The 18,402-nt window shown below is 45.2% G+C and carries 11 protein-coding genes; all 11 read left to right on the top strand.

Annotated features, from left to right (window positions below):
- Positions 1–31 precede the first annotated feature (31 nt).
- The 11 genes from ACTQ50_RS05155 (at position 32) to ACTQ50_RS05205 (ending at position 18,157) form a co-directional block, all read left to right on the top strand.
- A complete protein-coding gene (locus ACTQ50_RS05155; protein ID WP_441483248.1) occupies positions 32–7,654 on the top strand; it encodes a type II secretion system protein in 7,623 nt (2,540 codons plus the stop codon).
- A 48-nt stretch (positions 7,655–7,702) separates the two neighbouring features.
- The gene (locus ACTQ50_RS05160) at positions 7,703–8,419 is read left to right on the top strand and encodes a hypothetical protein (RefSeq protein WP_441483249.1); all 717 of its coding nucleotides are present in this window, start codon (positions 7,703–7,705) and stop codon (positions 8,417–8,419) included.
- The gene (locus ACTQ50_RS05165) at positions 8,416–8,733 is read left to right on the top strand and encodes a type IV pilus modification PilV family protein (protein WP_441483250.1); all 318 of its coding nucleotides are present in this window, start codon (positions 8,416–8,418) and stop codon (positions 8,731–8,733) included. The genes ACTQ50_RS05160 and ACTQ50_RS05165 overlap by 4 nt, the downstream gene beginning before the upstream one ends.
- Positions 8,734–8,769: 36 nt before the next feature.
- Positions 8,770–9,381: a hypothetical protein gene (locus ACTQ50_RS05170; protein ID WP_441483251.1), complete on the top strand. Its 612-nt coding sequence runs from the start codon at positions 8,770–8,772 to the stop codon at positions 9,379–9,381.
- Between the two features lie 124 nt (positions 9,382–9,505).
- On the top strand, positions 9,506–11,230 hold the full coding sequence (locus ACTQ50_RS05175) for a GspE/PulE family protein (protein ID WP_441483252.1): 1,725 nt from the start codon (positions 9,506–9,508) through the stop codon (positions 11,228–11,230).
- A gap of 268 nt (positions 11,231–11,498) precedes the next feature.
- On the top strand, positions 11,499–12,545 hold the full coding sequence (locus ACTQ50_RS05180; RefSeq protein ID WP_441483253.1) for a type IV pilus twitching motility protein PilT: 1,047 nt from the start codon (positions 11,499–11,501) through the stop codon (positions 12,543–12,545).
- 213 nt (positions 12,546–12,758) lie between these two features.
- A complete protein-coding gene (locus ACTQ50_RS05185) occupies positions 12,759–13,973 on the top strand; it encodes a type II secretion system F family protein (RefSeq protein ID WP_226820578.1) in 1,215 nt (404 codons plus the stop codon).
- A gap of 181 nt (positions 13,974–14,154) precedes the next feature.
- On the top strand, positions 14,155–14,922 hold the full coding sequence (locus ACTQ50_RS05190; protein WP_441483254.1) for a prepilin peptidase: 768 nt from the start codon (positions 14,155–14,157) through the stop codon (positions 14,920–14,922).
- Positions 14,923–15,028: 106 nt separating this feature from the next.
- Positions 15,029–16,792 (top strand): pilus assembly protein PilM, encoded by a 1,764-nt coding sequence (gene pilM / locus ACTQ50_RS05195; protein WP_441483255.1) that lies wholly within the window; start codon positions 15,029–15,031, stop codon positions 16,790–16,792.
- On the top strand, positions 16,792–17,406 hold the full coding sequence (gene gspM / locus ACTQ50_RS05200; RefSeq protein WP_441483256.1) for a type II secretion system protein GspM: 615 nt from the start codon (positions 16,792–16,794) through the stop codon (positions 17,404–17,406). The genes pilM and gspM overlap by 1 nt, the downstream gene beginning before the upstream one ends.
- A gap of 37 nt (positions 17,407–17,443) precedes the next feature.
- The gene (locus ACTQ50_RS05205; protein ID WP_441483257.1) at positions 17,444–18,157 is read left to right on the top strand and encodes a LytR/AlgR family response regulator transcription factor; all 714 of its coding nucleotides are present in this window, start codon (positions 17,444–17,446) and stop codon (positions 18,155–18,157) included.
- The last annotated feature ends 245 nt before the right edge of the window (positions 18,158–18,402 follow it).

Here is an 18,402-nt window from a genome sequence, read left to right on the forward strand (position 1 = left end):
TGAATATTATAGAGTATATTGAGGTGAATTTATGACTTCATATTATAGAAAAAATGGAAAAAAAGGATACACTCTGGCCGAGGTGCTGACGACGGTGATGATTCTCCTGATCCTGATGGCGATTGCTGTTCCGGCGATTTTTTCCATCCGGAGAAACCTGCGCCAGAAGGCTTTGGATAATAAGGCGGAGCTGATCTATACGGCGGTGCAGAATAATCTGGTGAAGCTGCAAAATAATGGAAATAGCTCCAAGTATGCAGGAAAGAAAGCTGATGCCGTGAAGGCGAATCCAAGTGATGCAGATGGAGATAAAGCCTCTGTTTTATTCTTTGTAACTTCTGACCGTAAGAATGATCCAGACAATGCGGTAAGCAGTCTGGTTACAAAGGATATAATTGATGATGAGCTTTATAACAACTACTGGGTTGTGGAATATAATCCGGACAGTGCCAGTGTATATGCAGTATTTTACAGCGAGACAAGTGAGATAGAAAAGTACGATACCATAAGCTACAATAATCTCAGATACAAGAAAAACCGTCTTGCGGCAGGGGCAAAGATTGGCTACTACGGCGGAGACATCATTGCAGGAGGAAATACTTCTACTCTTGCACCAAGCCTTACGGTCACAAATGAAGAAAAACTGACTGTTGCCATCAGTTGCAAACGTCCTGACGCAAATGGCCTGACTTTTGAGGTGACCTTAAAGGATCAGGACGGACATTCCCTTACTTTGAAATACAAACCAGACATTTCCGGAATGAAGCTGGTACATCAGACCGATGATCTGTATCTGGATAGTCAGGAGGGAAAAAAGAATGAGTCAGGTACCATCAGTGGAATCCGTTATGATCTGAAACTTACGTTGGATGACCTGACGGATGATACAACACGTTTTTATTCACTTTATGGTGCAGGGAATAAGAGTCTAACAGATCCCAATAAACAACTGACGCCCGGAAGTGCGCTTACGATCACGGTAACTGTAAAAAGTGAGGGGTCTTTTACCGACTCGGCAACTGCATCTGCAACAACGAACAGTCTTTTTGCAGACAGCACTACTTCAGAGACTGCTGTGATCCAGTATGGACGGCATTTACAGAATCTTGACGAGAAGTCTGGAGTGACTGAAAGGATCACATCAGCTGTACAGCAAAGTGATATCCATTTTGAAAAACAGGATGACCTGGAAGAAGACACAGAGGACACAACTTCTTGGTATAGCTGTTATAATGGAAAAATAACATTTACGCCAATCACAAATAATCGGCTGAAAAGCTATAAAAGCTCCTTCGCAGACGGAAGCACAGGCAATACTTCCCCGACAATCTATCACCTTAACGTTCAGGGTAAGGAAAAAGCAGGTCTTTTTGCAACTCTTACAGATGGAATGACGGTGGACTCAGTTCGGATGTCAGGAACCAGGATCACAGGAGATGGTGCTGATAAGCTGATTTCCGGGAAGTCCAGTGCAGGAGCAATTGCGGCAGAGACAGAAGGAAATGTAACAATTAAAAATTGCCAGGTATTTTTAAGTAATGAAGACATTGCCGGAAAGACAGACGAGGATTTCTGGATCACAGGTGCAGCTGTGCAGGGAGGTCTTGTTGGAAAAACTGATGGAAAGCTTGAAATCAGCAACAGCTTTGCAGCAACGGTTATGGGCTCCACAGCAGCCAGACAGGCCGGCGGTCTAGTGGGGCTTGCCAGCGGAGAAAGCATCCGCATTACAAATTCCTATGCGGATTCCTATATCACAGGTGAAATTGTGGGCGGATTGATTGCGGAATCCAGCTCTAATACTGAAGTCAGCATAAGTTCCTGCTATGCTGCTGGTTATCTGAAGCCAGCCAAAACAGGCGGCGGCTTCATGGCAGCAGGAACTGCCAATATAGAGAAGTCTTATACTGCAGTACAGTGGGTGAAATTTTACAGCGGAGAAGAAACGAACTCATCAGCCATAAGATATTCTACTATTCCGTCCGGAAAAGCAGACAACAAGGTATTTTTCTTAAATGGTGGAACTGATTATAATGTAGATGAAACAGAAAAAAATTGGGTAGGCGATAAAGTATCTTATAAAAAACTGAGTAAACGTACAGAAATGGCAGAATTGTTAGGCGAACCATTTTCCAATTCAGCACTGGCTACGAATGCATATAATCTGAAAAACCAGGGTCTTACCGGTTATTCCTATCCGTCTTTATCCGGCCTGGCACATTATGGTGACTGGGAAGCTTCTTTTGATGCGGGAAGTCTTGTTTACTACGAGATCTATGCGGAAGAAGATGGAGATCTTTCATACGGCTTTTACGGCGGAAATATACCATCCACACTTTCTAAAGAAAAAACGATTGTGGGAGATGGATATGGAATTGCATATGGAATTGCATATGAAGAAGGCGGTTCCGACATTCCGCAAACGGAGATCCGTGTTACCTATCAGGCTTCTGATAATACAGAAAAGGAAATAAAAATTGCTACCAAGGGAGATTCTGTAAAAAAATATTTTGTGGATGTAAAGGGAGATATGTATATTATCTATCCACTGCCAGACGAGTGCGTAAACGGCGAAGCAACAGATACTTATTACCAGAAACTTACGGTTTATGGCGAAGCAGCAGTGGGTACAGCGGCAGATGAAACAACGGATGGGGATAATTCAGACGATGTAATCACTGGAAATGTATTTTATTACAATCCTCACTTTGCGAAAACAGCGGTAAATGCAAACGAAGCACCGGAAGTACCGTCAGAAATCAGCATTCGAACTGCAAGACAGCTTTATCATCTGAGCCTGTACTATCCTAAATATGCTGAGCAGGTGAAAAACAGCTCTTTTGTTCAGGAGGTGAATATTGATTATTCAGCTTACGGGTGGACAAGCTATGCCAATGAAATTAAGGATATTTCCATTCAGGAACCTATTGGAGTAAAAGGAACACAGGTTACTCCATTTACATCTACTTATAACGGCGGTTTCCATGAAATCCGTGGAATCAGTTTCTCCACAAGCGGAACTGTAGTTGGATTTATTGGAGAAAATGCAAAGACTGTACAGAATGTGTTCCTGGTTTCTGATTATGAGGAAGGTGGATCGAATCCATATCTGCAATATACAGAGAAGATCGGAACCAATAAGACGGTCTATATGGGTGGCATTGCAGGTGTGAACAGCGGAAGAATCCAGAACTGCGCTGTCAGCGGATATTCCATAAGCGGATCTAAGAAAATTTATGTACGAAGCAATGGAACATTCTATTTTGGTGGAATAACAGGAAGCAACCGTGGAACGATCACGAACTGCGAAGCGGATACTCCGCTTATTAATTCTGAAATCCTTTATGGAAATGCTTATATTGCGGGTTTTGCCGGAGAAAATGCCTCTGGAGGAAGAATCCGTAACAGCTATGCAATTGGACATGTTATGGTAGAAGATGCCAAAGGCGGAAAAACTGTGATCAGTGGATTTACTGCAAGAAATGCAGGATATCTCAGGGGGGATTATTGCGCTGTGGCATTGACTGCTTCTGGTGCTGCAACCAGTTCTTATGGATTTGCACCAAGAGGAGGAAGTATTGCTTCTGATTGCAGTTACCTTAGCGGAGGAACCTTCCGGTATCTTGGTTCCCTGTATGCCTTTGACAATGAAAGTGGAGGCGGAACAAAAACAAAGTATAAGGATCTGAAGAACGGGAATGCAATACATTCCTACTGTAAAACGGGCACTGCTTCTGAGGAAAGCTATCCATTTAAGGCGGTAGTTACTGATGAAAATAAAAATCTGATCCATTATGGAAATTGGGAAACAGCAGTAGATCTTGGAGCTATCGGTGTTATGTACTGGGAACTTGAACAAGGCGGTTCCAATGATGGTTATCATTTTTCCTATCTTGGCTATCAGGGAGATGCAGTAAACACAACGGATACGCTGGACACTATGCAGGGAAGCACACTTTGTACACAGCATGATGATGGCGGCATCATTACGCAGTATGGGTATGGATATTATTATGCAAGTGCTGCAGATAGTGACTGGGATGAAAGTGCGGCTGTAGGACAGGGAACACCGGATGCGACCGAACACGAAAACTTTGATCTTGGTGATATTAACATTGCTGCTTCCAAGTCCTTAAGTGATCGTTTAGCGGGATTTACAGTAGTTGCATACACGACTAAGCCATCTATTGAGGGAACTGCTGCAGCGGATAAAAAATATATGCAGATGACCTCTGATTCAAGAAAGGATATCAACGGTGTCTGGAAAATTAAATATCAGAGTTTCAAATATGTTTTTACCATTAATCCGTTTTTTGCAAATGCAATGCAATACGGTACAGCAGATGAAAGCGGTGTGTCCAGGGCGTTGAATGTGGTAGATGATGGTGTTGCCGTAAAAGCAGGTACCACCTACTCAATGCCAGGAACTGCCGGCTGCCAATACGAGATTCGTTCCGCGGATCAGCTGCAGTATCTGAATTGGAACTGTGTGACGAAGGATGCGACGACAGTGCTGCAAAGTGAGGCTGATTATGGGACAATTGAGGCAAAGGTTAAAGGCTATATATATTTAGGATATATGTATTCCGAGTCTGAGAAGAAGTGGGATGCTTATATTAAGGGAGATAAAGATATTTCTGGTGCTTCTCATATAGAAAAGGCACCGTATCTCTGGCAGCAGACGCATGATGTAGACGCGAAAATGGAGCCTCAATCAACCGAAGCAACGTTTACACCAATTGGTTCATTATATGACACAAATGGCGCATTAGCAGTAAAAGATGCGAATGCGTATATGTCTTACTTAAATGGTTCCTATAATGGAAATACCTATTCGATAAAAAATATTGAAATCAATAGTACTGGAACATCAATTGGACTATTTGGAGGAATTATCGGAGCAGATGTACGGAATATTATTCTGTATTCGGATAGAAATAACTATATTCAACGTGCTTCAGATAGCCCTAAATCGTGGTATGTAATGGGAGGATTGTGTGGTTTTGCTGCGGTCGGACAGGAGAATGATGCTGGTTCAGTTGTAATTGAAAACTGCACAGTATCCGGATATACCATTTGGGATAGAAGTACCAAGGGAGCATGGGGAGATGCCTGTGTTGGTGGTATGTTTGGCATGAGCACGATGGATTTAAAAAATTGTACAGCGGTTAACAATATTTATTTGGATACTGTATTTTCGGATAAAGACGGAGAAAAAAAGTCAGATGGAGTATCTGTAAGAACAGGTGGACTTGTAGGCAGTATGCGAGGAAATATCAGCTATTGTTATACAGGTGGAAAGATTTCCTGCTCGGCGGCTTGCTTAAATAATACAAGGTACGGCTATGGTGCTAAATTGTTTCTTGGAGGAATTACTGGTGGTATTTGTATGAAAAGCGGTAATTTCCTGTCGCTTATGGGAAAAAGTGTTAAAGGTGTAACAGGGTGGACGTCAGATACAAATAATGACGTAAATACAAAACAATGTGAGAATGCAACAACGTTCATTTATAATTGTTATACCTATATAAAAATGCCAATTCCTACTTCCGATGCTGAAAAGAAGCTATATAAATCTATTGAGCCAATTGGAAGTAATGGAGAAACTCCTTTTGAAAATGCTAATAACTACCATGTAAAAATTTTGATCCGAAATTGTTATTATTATGCTGCAAACATGCCATTGGAGAGTGTCAGACCTGAATTTAGGGTATGTGACTTCATTGGTAAATATAAGAATGAAGGGGGAACTGTATTGTCTAATCGTGACTGGACGAACATTGACAGTAATGCAATGGCAATTAGTTGGAAACAGCTTGCAGGACAGGAACTGATAGATGGAAAAACTTTAACAGAACTTTTGGAGCAGATTCCTAAGGAAGCTGTCGATCTGAAATTGATAAATGACAGAACCTTTTCAACAGTTACAACTTGGGAAAATAATCAGGAAGTAGACGGCAAATATACCTTCCCTGGAAATAACCCGGAACTGGAAGGTGAGAACTACCCATTCCCTACAATCCTGAAACAGGGCAACACCATTAATGTTCATTATGGCGAATGGCCTCTGGAAGGTATATACTGGGAAGAAAGCCGTGCCTCTATGGACATCTTTGAAGATATGCAGTTGGATGGAGCAAATGCTGGTTCAGCTGTGAAGACATTTAACCTGATTGATCCTAAGCCAGTTCTTTCAACAGGGTTAAAATTCAGCAATGGTGATTTTACTGTTACCTACAGCAATGGAGAAAAAGACACCACTACGGCTGAATTTGTGGCAGACAATAGTGAAAATGTTGTATTTTCAGATGGAACTGATGATAGCGAAAGTGAAGATTCCGATGGATTTTCCAGTGGAAGTACGCAGGTTCAGACTATTGACTCTTCAGAAACAGAGGAAGAACCAGGAACTGTAATGTTGACAGGTGATGATCGTATTGCGGAAATTACAGATATCGTCTATGATAACAATGCAAAATGTTACGTGGCAACGGTTAAGGCTTTAAAGACAGGAGCTACAATTATTACAGTAACTGTGAAAGATGGAGCTGGAAAAGAATACAGTGCATCCTTCAATCTTAGTGTCAGTGCAGATCTTAGTGTGTATACAGATGAAGATACAATAGAACAAGGTGTTGAGGAATCGAAAGATGTAACGCTTTATGCCGTTCCTGCCTCTTTTAGCTCTGGTGTGTCTACAGCTTCTGTTGATGAAGTACAGGCTGTGGATATAGATGGCTGGGAAAGTGACGGCGATTCAGAAGAAATGGAAAATTCAGTGGGAGACAGTGATATTTCTGTGACTGATGACAGTTCCTGGAATACAGATACTTATATAGACATGGAAAATGACCAGGAAGCTGGTATTGAAGCGTTTGCAGGTACAGCCCAGGCGTCAACCCCCAATTTTGCATCTCAGATGAAATGGACGATTGAGTCCAGTCAGGACGGTTATGTAACCTGGACAAATGTATCAAACGGCAAATTTAAAGTAACAAGTCATGCTGTTTCAAATGTGACATTGACCATTACAGGAACTTATACTTATAATGGAATTGATTATACAGGAGTTACCTGGGTAGATGTAAATACTACGCAGTATACAGGAATCCGCTGGACAAAAGAAGCGGACACCCTGATGCTTAGTGGAAGAGGAACAAGTGGTGCTACAGCAGTTTACCATTTGGAAGATAAATCAGATTGTCTGGCAAAAGTGCTCGATGAAAATGATTTTTCAGTAGAAGTTTATCAGAATCAGAACACTTATGCTGAGGATGGAAGCGTAGTTCAGAGTGATGAGTCTTCTTACCTTCCAAAGATAAGCGTGGCGAAGGAAACTGGTGGATATGCAGTAACAATAACAGCCTCATGGTCAGGAAAATATATAATCAGTGTCAGTGCAGAAGGCAAAGACGGAAAGAATTATTCCGCGTCATTTATTTTGAGAACTACTTTTGAGTCTGATCAGTCAGATGTCCAGGAACAGCCTGACAGTACCGGGGAAATTATATCATCCGATACGCCGCAGGAAGATCTCGGATTTACTTCTGATGATGCAAGTGATTGGGGTAATCAGAGTGACGATGCTGTTGATATGATTCCAGATCAAAGCTCCGAAGAGTTCGCAGATGAAAGCAGTGGCTGGGAAAGCTGATCATGGATACTGCAAGGATAAAATGTAAAAGAAAGGAGGTGCTTTGAAATGATTCGAAATAAAATAAAGAAAAAACTACGGTCAAAACAAGGCACCTCTATCTTTTTTGGACTGCTGCTTTTTCTGATCGCATCCATATTGAGTACGGTTATGCTAAGTGCTTCCGTGACTGCAGTAAAAAGCGTAGAATCCGACCGGAAAACAGAGCAGAGTTATCTGACTTGTTCAAGTGCGGCGAAGATGTTGAGAGATGCGATTCAGAATACTTGTGTTGTGTATAAAAGGACAATAGTTACTCAAAAGATAGGGAATGGTGGGACACAAACAATAGAGGACACAAGTACCTGGAGCTCAGAGAGCAAGGATGAGACAATTGCAAAATCCAAGTTTGCAGAGTTTTTGAAAGATTATGTTGAGGCGTACGAAGAACGTAATTTAGCCGCAGGTGACGAACTGGAAAGAACTTATACAATTTCAGTTCCAGCAGACGATGCTGCTGATATTGATACGGTAACTGCAAAGTGTACTATAAAAAAAGGAAATGACGGCAATGATATAGTCATAAAATTGAAGACTGGAGATACAGTTAATGATTGTCAAATTGTAGTAAAATTGGTTGGAAAGAAAAAAACTGAAAAAACTACAACTCCTGGTTCATGGGATAATGGTGGGAAAACAACTACAATTAATCAAAATATTTATACCTGGGATGTTCGTGATTTTATCTACGGAGATCAGGAACGTACTTCGGAGGCTGGTATATGAGAAAGATTAAAATAATAAAATTTTTCCAAAAGAAAATCAGTAATACAGCAGGAGAAACCATTGCAGAAACTTTGGTAACAATGATTATTCTTTCAATGGCAGTTTTGATGCTGGCTGGAGCTGTGGTTACATCTGCCAGAGTTAATAAACAAGCAGATAATACAGATACAGCTTTTTCTACACAAAATGAAAATATTTCAGATAAAAATGTAGAAATCACAGACAGCACGAAAAGCGGTACCGATGCCACAATTAGGATTACTACTGAGTTTCATACCACACAGAATAACTATAAATATTACGAAGCAAAATAACTTCCCGCACGACAGACATTCCACAGGAGAAAAGCAATGAAACATACAGCGAAAAGACGATTGATAAACAGAATACGTAGTAAGCTGTCCGATAAACAGGGCTTTTCCCTGGGGGAACTTCTGGCTGCTACAGTGATCCTGCTTCTTGCAAGTCAGGTAATGGCACAGGGGATTGGCTTTGCAACGCGAATGTACAACGAAACGTTAAGCCGTTCCCACGCGAAGCAGCTTTGTTCTACCTTAACAAATACAATAGAGACAGAACTTCGATATACTACCAGTATATCTACAACCGGTATGTCGGCAGATGGCTCATCACAATTAACAGCATATTTCAGCCCTGTTTACGGTCAGACCCTGAGCGGCTTTCTGATGGTAGACAGTGATGACAATGAAGTTACAGGTGCTCCTGGCGGAGAAATTGCCATAAGAGTTACCGACAGGGAAAACCAGGTTGTAATCCAACGGCTGATTTCGTCTGCAAGCTACAGTTCTTATGAGCTGAAAGTGGAAGTGCAGAATGTGACCTATAATATAGCCGCGAATACATTTAGTGCAACACTTAAGATTAACGATAAAAATGGAAATGAACTTGTTGCCAGCACATTTAACGTGATTCCGGTAAACAAGTTGAAAATAAATGAATAACAGAGAAAATTATTAAATTTCATATATAGATTTTAGGATATCAGTGCCAAAACATCTTTTGACGCTCATGCTGCTTTAATCATTTATCATACACCGATTCTAAACACAAAGGAGAGACACCCAAATGGCATACAAACGTCTTGGAGACCTGCTGATTGCAGCGGGTACCATTACCCCGGAAGAGCTGGACATGGGACTGCAGAGACAGAAGGAGACCAAGGAACGACTTGGTGCGGCCCTTATTTCTGCGGGAATCATCACAGAGGCGGAGTTGATTGAGGCCCTTCGTCTCCAGCTCGGTATTGAATACATAGATCTTTCGAAAACTACGATTCCCATTTCCATGGCACAGACTGTTCCGAAAAATATTGCGAAACAGTTCCAGGTAGTGCCGGTGCGCATTGAGAAGGATGAGCTTTACCTTGCCATGAGCGACCCCATGAACTTCTATGCAATCGAGGAGGTTAAGAAGGCGGTCCGTAAGAAAATTGTGCCGATGATCGCCACCGCAGAGGGTGTGGAGCATGCCATTCTGGTACTTTATGGAAACGAGGGTGCCGCAAGAGCCATTGAGGCCATGAAGCGTGAGGCTCCAACAGAAGATAAAAATCTGGAGGAGGCACAGTTTACAGGAAACATCCTTAACGACAACATAAACGACGCGCCGACCATCCGACTGGTAAACTCCATTATCGAACGTGCCATTCTGGAGCGTGCCAGCGATATTCATATTGAGCCCAAGGAAAAGGAGCTGCAGGTGCGCATGCGTATTGACGGTGTGCTCCGTAAGATTTTGACAATTCCCAAGAACCTGCAGAACTCCGTTATTTCCCGTCTGAAGATCATGAGTGGAATGAACATTGCAGAGCGCCGTATTCCACAGGATGGACGTTTCAATGTTAAGAACAAAAAGCGAGAGTACGACCTTCGTGTTAACTCCCTTCCAACCGTATACGGTGAGAAAATCGTTGCCCGTCTTCTGGACAAAAGGGCTGGCTACCTGACTCCGGATTCCATCGGTCTGATCGGGGACAACCTGAAGAAATATCAGCGTGCCATTCACTGTAACAGTGGTGTTATCCTGATCGCCGGACCTACCGGAAGTGGTAAGTCCTCCACCATGAATACCATGATCTCCCAGCTGAATACTGAGGAAGTGAACGTAGTAACCCTGGAGGATCCGGTAGAGTACAACATCGACGGTGTCAATCAGGTACAGATCAACGAAAAAACAGGAATGGATTTTGCCAACGGTCTTCGTGCCATCCTGCGTCAGGACCCGGATATTATTGCTGTAGGAGAGATCCGAGACGGCGAGACCGCCCAGATCAGTATGCGTGCAGCCATCACAGGCCACGTTGTACTTTCCACAATCCATACCAATGATGCGGTAGGAACTATTGAGCGTCTGGAGGATATCGGCGTTGAGCCATATCTGATCGCTACTGCCCTTCGCGCTGTTATTTCCCAGCGGCTTGTCCGCCGGATCTGCCCGAAATGTAAAAAAAGCTATGAGGCAACGGACGAGGAAGTAAGACGCCTTGGTCTTAGCACCGAACATAAGCACATTTTCTATCGAGGTGAAGGCTGCGCTGACTGCTTTAACACAGGTTACCGTGGTCGAATCGGTGTATTCGAGATCCTGGAGATCACGCCGGAAATCCGCCCGTTGATTTCCCAGCAGGCAGGAAGACCAGCCATTGAGGAAGAACTGGCAAGCGACAGAAGCGATTTCAAAACCCTGCGCGAAAATGCTATCGAACTGGTGGAAACCGGAATTACCACTGCGGAAGAAGTGCAGCGAGTGATTTACGAAACTGGGGATATGAAGGTTGCAGAAGAAGAGTAATCTGTTTTGTGTGCTGGAGTTTCAGCCAGTACACAGCATTTGGGCAATGGGTATTGCTCTAGCGAGCCATTTCAGGCGCGTTCTTAGCGTAGGCGAAATCCAGCGCTTACGAAGACTTATGCGTGAGGGCTTTCCCGAACGTATTAGTCGCAGTTAGCGATTAGTTTGCTGGAGCGTTGCGCCGGCGAGTGAGTAATACCCATTGTCCAAATGCGTCCCTTTTAGACGAACTTTTAACACAAAATAAAAAAGTCAGGAGACTAAAACTATGTACAATATAGAAGACTTAACCGAACAAGCCAAACGAAACGGCGCCTCCGATATCCATCTGGTATGCGGCCTGCCGCCCAAATACCGTCTGGACGGACAGTTGGAAAACATGGCAGACGAACGCCTGACAGAAGAGGACTGTGAAGCCCTTTGCCAGGAGCTTGCCAAAGACGCCATGTACGAGAAACTGGAATACACGGGAGAGCTTGATTTTTCCCGTGAACTCCACGGAATCCGCTGCAGATGCCATGTATTCAAACAGCAGGGTAAAGTATCCGCAGCCATCCGTCTCCTCAGCGAATCCATCCCAAGACTGGATTCCCTTGGCCTGCCTCCGTCAGCCCTGGAATTTACCAAACTCCACAAAGGAATTGTCCTGGTAACTGGAGAAACCGGTTCCGGTAAATCTACCACTCTGGCAGCCATGCTGGACGAGATCAACCACACAAGAAAGAACCATATTGTAACTCTGGAAGACCCAATCGAGTATGTTTATACCCCGGATCTGTGCGTCATCAACCAGCGTGAAGTAGGCAAAGACACCGCAAGCTTTTCCGAAGGCCTTCGTGCCAGCCTGCGAGAAGACCCTGACGTAATCCTCATTGGTGAGATGCGAGACAAAGATACCATTGAGACCGCCATTACCGCAGCTGAGACAGGACATCTGGTATTCGGAACCCTGCACACAGGAAGCGCCTCTGATGCCATTGACCGTATGGTGCAGGTTTTCCCGGAAGGCATGCAGAACCAGATCCGTCTGCAGCTTTCCATGACCCTTATGGCAGTTATTTCCCAGCAGCTTGTGAAGAAAAAAATGGGCGGCCGTGTGCTGGCAAGTGAAGTTATGGTAGTTACTGACGGTATCCGAAACATGATCCGCGGCGGTAACACCCCGCAGATTGCCAACGCCATTGCCACCAGCGCTGCCATCGGCGGACAGACCATGGACCAGTCCCTGGTAAGCCTGGTAAGGTCCAGACAGGTGGACAAGGCTGTGGCTGTGGAGTATAGCCATGATCCGGCGTATGTGAAGAAAAACGCGTAAATATGTGATAATAACAAGTAGAAGGGCGATTCATTAGACCTATTGTTGTTTTGCTTATAAAGTATTTTGCAGAGCATTGGCTATAAAATAGTAAAATATAGAGTTGTATCCGATTTTCGAAAATTATATGTTGCAAAAACAATTCGGAAACGACATTAGTTGAAATAAGCGCAGTAAGGCAAAGATAATCTGCGCAGGAAAGGTGGACAAGAATTGGCAACCTACAAATATACCGCCATCTCCAAGGACGGAGTAAAAGTCTCCGGCGTGGTAGAAGGCTTCAACGAGTTTGACGCGGTTGACCGTATCAAACAGGACTGCGATATTGTTCTGAAGCTTACAGAAGTGGAAGAGAAGAAGCCCGGGCTTCTGAATATGGAAATCGGCGGCAACCGTCTGAACGCCAAAGCCTTTTCCCTGATGTGTGCCCAGTTCTCCATTATCCTCCAGTCCGGTATCCCAATCGGCCGTACCGTCCGGCTGATCGGCGATAAGATGACAGACAAAAAGCTGAAAGGTATTTTGAAAAAAGTTGCGGAGGACGTAGAGGCAGGACGAAGCGTGGCAACCAGCTTCCAGGAGCGGGGAGGCAAGCTTCTCCCAGCTGTTTTTATTGAGACCATCCGTGCCGGTGAGGAGTCCGGTAACCTGGCCAGAGCCTTCGAGACCATGTACCAGCATTACGACAAGCAGGTAAAAATGCGCGCCAAGGTGCGAAACGCCCTGATCTACCCGGTGTTTGTCCTTGCCCTTGCAGTCTGCGTTGTAATCGTCCTTATGGTAAAAGTTGTGCCGACCTTTATGGACATTTTCGCATCCTATGATGCGGAGCTGCCGCTGATCACCCAGTCCCTGATCTGGGTATCCAACTTTTTCCAGAAATATATTTTGCTGATCATTGTTGTGATCGCCGCTATCGTCATCCTTTTCAAGCTTTATGCGAATACGGAAAAAGGCCGTATGAACGTGGCGAAGCTGGCGCTGAAGCTTCCAGTGCTTGGAAATGTAACCCTTCTCAGCGCAGCAAGTGAATTTGCGGCCAACCTGACCACCCTGATCGGCGCTGGTCTGCAGCTTACAAGAGCTGTCAGCATCACCGCAAGGGTTATCAACAATTACTACATCAGCCAGAGCGTTGGAAAAATGACTTCCCGTCTGGAAGAGGGACACACTCTTGGGGAGTGCATGCGCGAGGCAAACTGCCTGCCGGATATTCTGGTGGATATGACCGCTGTCGGTGAGGAAACCGGTGAGCTGGAAGGCACTTTACATACCGTCTCCGGTTATTATGAATCGGAACTTGACATGGCAGTACAGGATGTTCTAAAAAAACTGGAGCCAACCCTGCTGATCTTCATGGCGGTGGTTGCAGGTTATATTGTTTTGGCTGTTTATATTGCTATGTTCCAGATGTACAGCGTTATGTAATAGAGGAAGAATTGGCGAAATTATGCAAAACATGACTTTCTGTACATCGTGAAGCGTGTTGCTGTGTACAGTAAGAAGTGCTATAGAACGTTAGTTGTGACTCTCATAACTGAGAAAATTTGTAAATTAAGTAGAAAACAGGTAAAAAATTAAAATGTCTATATATGAAGATACCTTTTTTATGATATACTGTTGTGTGTTAGCAGGCGTTTTTGGCGCGGTGCTGGGATCCTTTCTCAACTGCGCGGCGTGGCGGATCGCCCACGGAGAATCTTTTGTGAAAGGAAGAAGCCATTGTACAAGCTGCGGCCATGTGCTGGGCTTCCTGGATCTGATCCCGGTTTTTTCCTGGGTTTTCCTCGGCGGAAAATGCCGTTACTGTAAAACAAAAATCAGTCCCAGATATATGCTCACCGAGCTGTTTTTTGCCCTGGTAAGCGTGCTCACCCTTCTTCGGTTCGACCTTTCCCCGGAATTCGTGCGCAATATGGTGCTGGCCTGCTGTCTGTTCTGTCTTTCCCTGGTGGATCTGGAAATCTTCGAGATCCCCAACGGATGCGTGCTGATCCCGGTGATCGCCTGGTTCGCGGCAATCCCGTTTGTGGGAATGAGTGGAATGGATGTACTGTATCATGTGCTTTCGGGAGTGGGCTACGGAGCAGTTCTTCTTGCTCTGGTCCTGCTTTTTGATAAAATCCTTGGAAAAGAGTCCATGGGAGGCGGCGATCTGAAGCTTTTCGTGGTAATGGGTCTTTACCTGGGAGTGGCAGCGTCTCTGTTTGCCCTGTTTTTCTCCTGCATTCTCGGCCTTATTACAGGCCTGGTACAGAAGCGGGGAAAAGAGGGAAACGGACCTCAGATTCCCTTCGGTCCGGCCATTGCGCTGGCTTTTTATGCCATGCTTTTGTACGGGGACGGACTGGTGAACTGGTACATGGGACTGCTGTGAATTAGGAAGTGCAAGGGCAGAAAGCTTGCGGAAACGAAAAACGCAGTGGGAGTTTTGCCTGTCTAAAAAGAATGAAACAAGATAGAGACATAGAGAGAGGAAAAATATGGCAAAATCATGTCTTGGAATTGATATAGGTAAGGATCAGCTGAAACTGGTGCTCATGAAAGGAGAAACCATTCAGAAGGCGGTTTCTGTGCAGATGCCGGAGGGCCTTTTGAAGGAAGGCAGGATCGTTTCTGTAGAGACCACAGGAGAACTTATCCGCAAAACCATGAGGGAAAACAAGATCCGCTGCAAAGAAGCGGCTGTTGTGGTGTCTTCAGGAATCTGCTTTCTTAGAAATGTGACCATGCCGGAGATGACGGCAGATCAGCTGGTTTATAATCTTCCCTATGAATTCCGTGATTATATTACAGATGAACTGAAAAAATATGTGTTCGACTATTCCTGGGGTTCCGGGGAGGAGATGCCGAAGGCGAAGAAGCCGAAAAAGCAGCCTAAGAAGAAAAAGGGCGAAGAAAAGCCGGATGAGAAGGCTGAGGATTCCGAAGAGAGGCGGGGCGAGATGGAGCTCCTTGCTGCAGCAGCCCCTCTTGAGGCCATAGATGACCTTCGCCTTATGGCAAGAAAGGCTGGCCTGAAGCTTACTTTTGCAGCACCGGAGGTTTCTGCCTGCGAGAACCTTCTTCATTATAAATTGAAGGAGGAATCTGACAAAGACAAAGAATACGGAATCCTGGATCTGGGAAGTACCTCCAGCCGTCTTCTGATCTTCAAAGGAGACCGGCACCAGGTTACCCGTATTATCGAGCGGGGCATGGAGCAGGTGGAAGAGCTGCTTGCAGACAGCCTGCATATTGACATTCATCTGGCGCATACCTGGCTTTTGACCAATCATGAGGACTGTGGGAACAGCGAGATATGCCAGGATGCTTTTTCCCAGATTAGTGTAGAGCTGATGAGAGCGCTGAATTTCTATCAGTTCAGTAATCCGGACAGCCGCCTGGAGGATATTTACATCTGTGGCGGCGGTGCATCCATTGAGAGTATGCGGGAGAGCCTGAAGGAGAATCTGGACGTGACCATTCATGATGCCAGTGAGCTCATGGACGGACTGGGCGGAGGTCGCGTTTCGGAGGCACCGTCTCTCTGGATGCTCGCAGCTGGTACAGCACTTGGACGTACTGCGAAGGCACCGAAGAAGCAGATCAACCTGGCACTTGCAGGGCAGAAGAAAAAGCATTATTGGGTTGCGGTTCCGGCAATCGGCGGCATTGTTATGGTGGCCGGAGTGATCGGAAAAGTGGCAGTTGCAGACCGGCTGGTGCAGATGAGCGAGGCCCAGAGCGCTGTTTCCCAGATGCAGCAGCAGGTAGATGATATCACGGCATATATCGACAGCTTTGGAGATCTGCAGGAGACGTATGCGCATTATACATATCAGGGCCTGACAGGGGACGAGCTTAGTTTTCTGAACCGTCCGGAGGTTTTGAAGCTGATGACGGATATTATTTTCCCGAAGGTGATGGTAAGCAGCTGGAGTGTAAGCGGAAATCAGCTGTCTTTGCCGGTGACAGGAGAAAATCTTTCCGATATTAACAGCCTGGTCCAGGAACTGGAGCAGGAGCCGATCGTGGATTATTGTAATGTGATGACTGCAGTTACCGATGGAAACACGGAGACGGAGGCAGCTGCGGATAAGGTTACGGGACAGATCGTGATTTATCTGCTGGATCCGCTGACAGTGCAGAATGGTGCTGAGGGAACGGATGGTGCGGTTGCCGGGGATGGAACGGTCGCTGGAGATGGCACAGTCGCCGGGGATGGTACTGTTGCTGGAAATGGTACAGAAGGAGGGGCACAGTAATGAAGATAATGAGCCGTGATTTTACTGTAAGAGAAAAAATTATGCTCCTGGTGCTGACCTTGATCCTTCTGGCGGTGGGTTATTATCTGGTAGTAGACCAGCCCATCCGGACAGCCATTAATGAGGCGAAAAGCCAGCAGGAGGAGCTGAGTACCGAGATGATGCTTCTTCAGACAAAGGCGGCTTCCTTGTCCAGAATGCAGAGCGAGCTGGACTCCATCGAGCAGGGCACAGACCTGGGAAAAATGGGAAGCTACAACAATTCCAAGGCAGAACTGGACGAGCTGAACCAGCTTCTTCAGGATGCCAATACATACGATATCAGTTTCAGTGATGTGACAAGGGACGGAGACCTGATCCGCCGTTCCTTCAGCCTGACTTTTTCCGCTTCGGATTATAATAAGGCAGCTGATTTGGTGAACAGCCTTTGCACAGGGGAATGGAGATGTATTGTAAGTGATCTCCGGTTCGTGGCAGGGGATGACAATCTAGAGACTGGAAGCGTGAATGTAGGCATCACAGCTACTTTTTACGAGACCATGCAGGGCGGAAAAGCGGACAGCGGACTTCCGGCAGATACATCTGCAGCTGCGGGGGCAGCGGCTGGGTATTGATGATATAAATTTTGTGGATTACGGGGGATAACGTATCATGCTGCGGGCAGCAATTGTGGAAAAGTCAAAAGAACACAGAGAATATATCCGCGCTGGCCTTATGGGTGCGAATCTGGATATTCAGGTGAGTGAATTTACAAATGAATATGACTATCTGGAAAATCTAAACGAAGACGCTTCTTCTTTTGATATTCTGATTTTGAACACCACCATCCGTCACGAAGGGGATGGTCTGAAGCTGGCAGCAAACATCCGCGCCCGGAACCGCAAAGTGATGATCTGTTTCATCACAGATTCTCAGAGATATTACGCGGAGGCCTTTTCCGTGTTTGCTACCGGGTATCTTCTGTATCCATTTGATGTAAGCGAGCTTCATAACTGCATCACCTTTTTCTGGCAAAAGCCAAATATGGAGCGGCGGGCTTCCCTTATGCTGAAAGAAGCAGGCGGCAGCTACCGCCGTGTTTACTGCCGCAACATTCTCTATGTGGAAAGCGCCAACCGAAAGGTGATCCTTCACATGGAGGACGGCGAAAGCATGGAAAGCTACGCCAAGCTGGACGAGCTGGAACAGCAGCTCCCTGGCAAACTGTTTTTCCGGTGTCACCAGAGCTACATCATCAGCATGTACTTTGTGGAAAAAATGGACGCCAGCAAGTTCGTAGTCCAGTCCCATGAGATTCCTATTTCCAGGAAATACCAGCGTGCGGCACGGGAAGTTTATTATGATTATATGTTTGAGAAGATGTGAGAAGAAATAAATATAAAGAAAAAATCAAGGGCGTGTGTTAAAGTGAGAAATCATTTTGGCATATGCTCTTTTTTTCGGGAGCAATTCAAATGCAGATATTTCTCTAGACGAGGTGCGGCATTCCAGGTATAAAAGTATATGGTAAATAACTGGTCCTCCCCAAAAAGATATGCCAGCCCAAAGGCTGGCATGGAGCTTTACCTTGATTTAGTTTTTCGACAGTGATCCGGCAGTTCTTCAGACCA

The sequence above is a fragment of the Blautia sp. Sow4_E7 genome (assembly GCF_052116245.1).
Classification (GTDB): Bacteria; Bacillota; Clostridia; order Lachnospirales; family Lachnospiraceae; genus Blautia_A.

Bases quoted from the DNA above. Each gene is read 5' to 3' on its own strand.
- ACTQ50_RS05205 (WP_441483257.1), top strand. From the start codon at position 17,444: ATGCTGCGGGCAGCAATTGTGGAAAAGTCAAAAGAACACAGAGAATAT.
- ACTQ50_RS05175 (WP_441483252.1), top strand. From the start codon at position 9,506: ATGGCATACAAACGTCTTGGAGACCTGCTGATTGCAGCGGGTACCATT.
- ACTQ50_RS05155 (WP_441483248.1), top strand. From the start codon at position 32: ATGACTTCATATTATAGAAAAAATGGAAAAAAAGGATACACTCTGGCC.
- pilM (WP_441483255.1), top strand. From the start codon at position 15,029: ATGGCAAAATCATGTCTTGGAATTGATATAGGTAAGGATCAGCTGAAA.
- ACTQ50_RS05180 (WP_441483253.1), top strand. From the start codon at position 11,499: ATGTACAATATAGAAGACTTAACCGAACAAGCCAAACGAAACGGCGCC.
- ACTQ50_RS05170 (WP_441483251.1), top strand. From the start codon at position 8,770: ATGAAACATACAGCGAAAAGACGATTGATAAACAGAATACGTAGTAAG.
- ACTQ50_RS05190 (WP_441483254.1), top strand. From the start codon at position 14,155: ATGATATACTGTTGTGTGTTAGCAGGCGTTTTTGGCGCGGTGCTGGGA.
- ACTQ50_RS05165 (WP_441483250.1), top strand. From the start codon at position 8,416: ATGAGAAAGATTAAAATAATAAAATTTTTCCAAAAGAAAATCAGTAAT.
- ACTQ50_RS05160 (WP_441483249.1), top strand. From the start codon at position 7,703: ATGATTCGAAATAAAATAAAGAAAAAACTACGGTCAAAACAAGGCACC.
- gspM (WP_441483256.1), top strand. From the start codon at position 16,792: ATGAAGATAATGAGCCGTGATTTTACTGTAAGAGAAAAAATTATGCTC.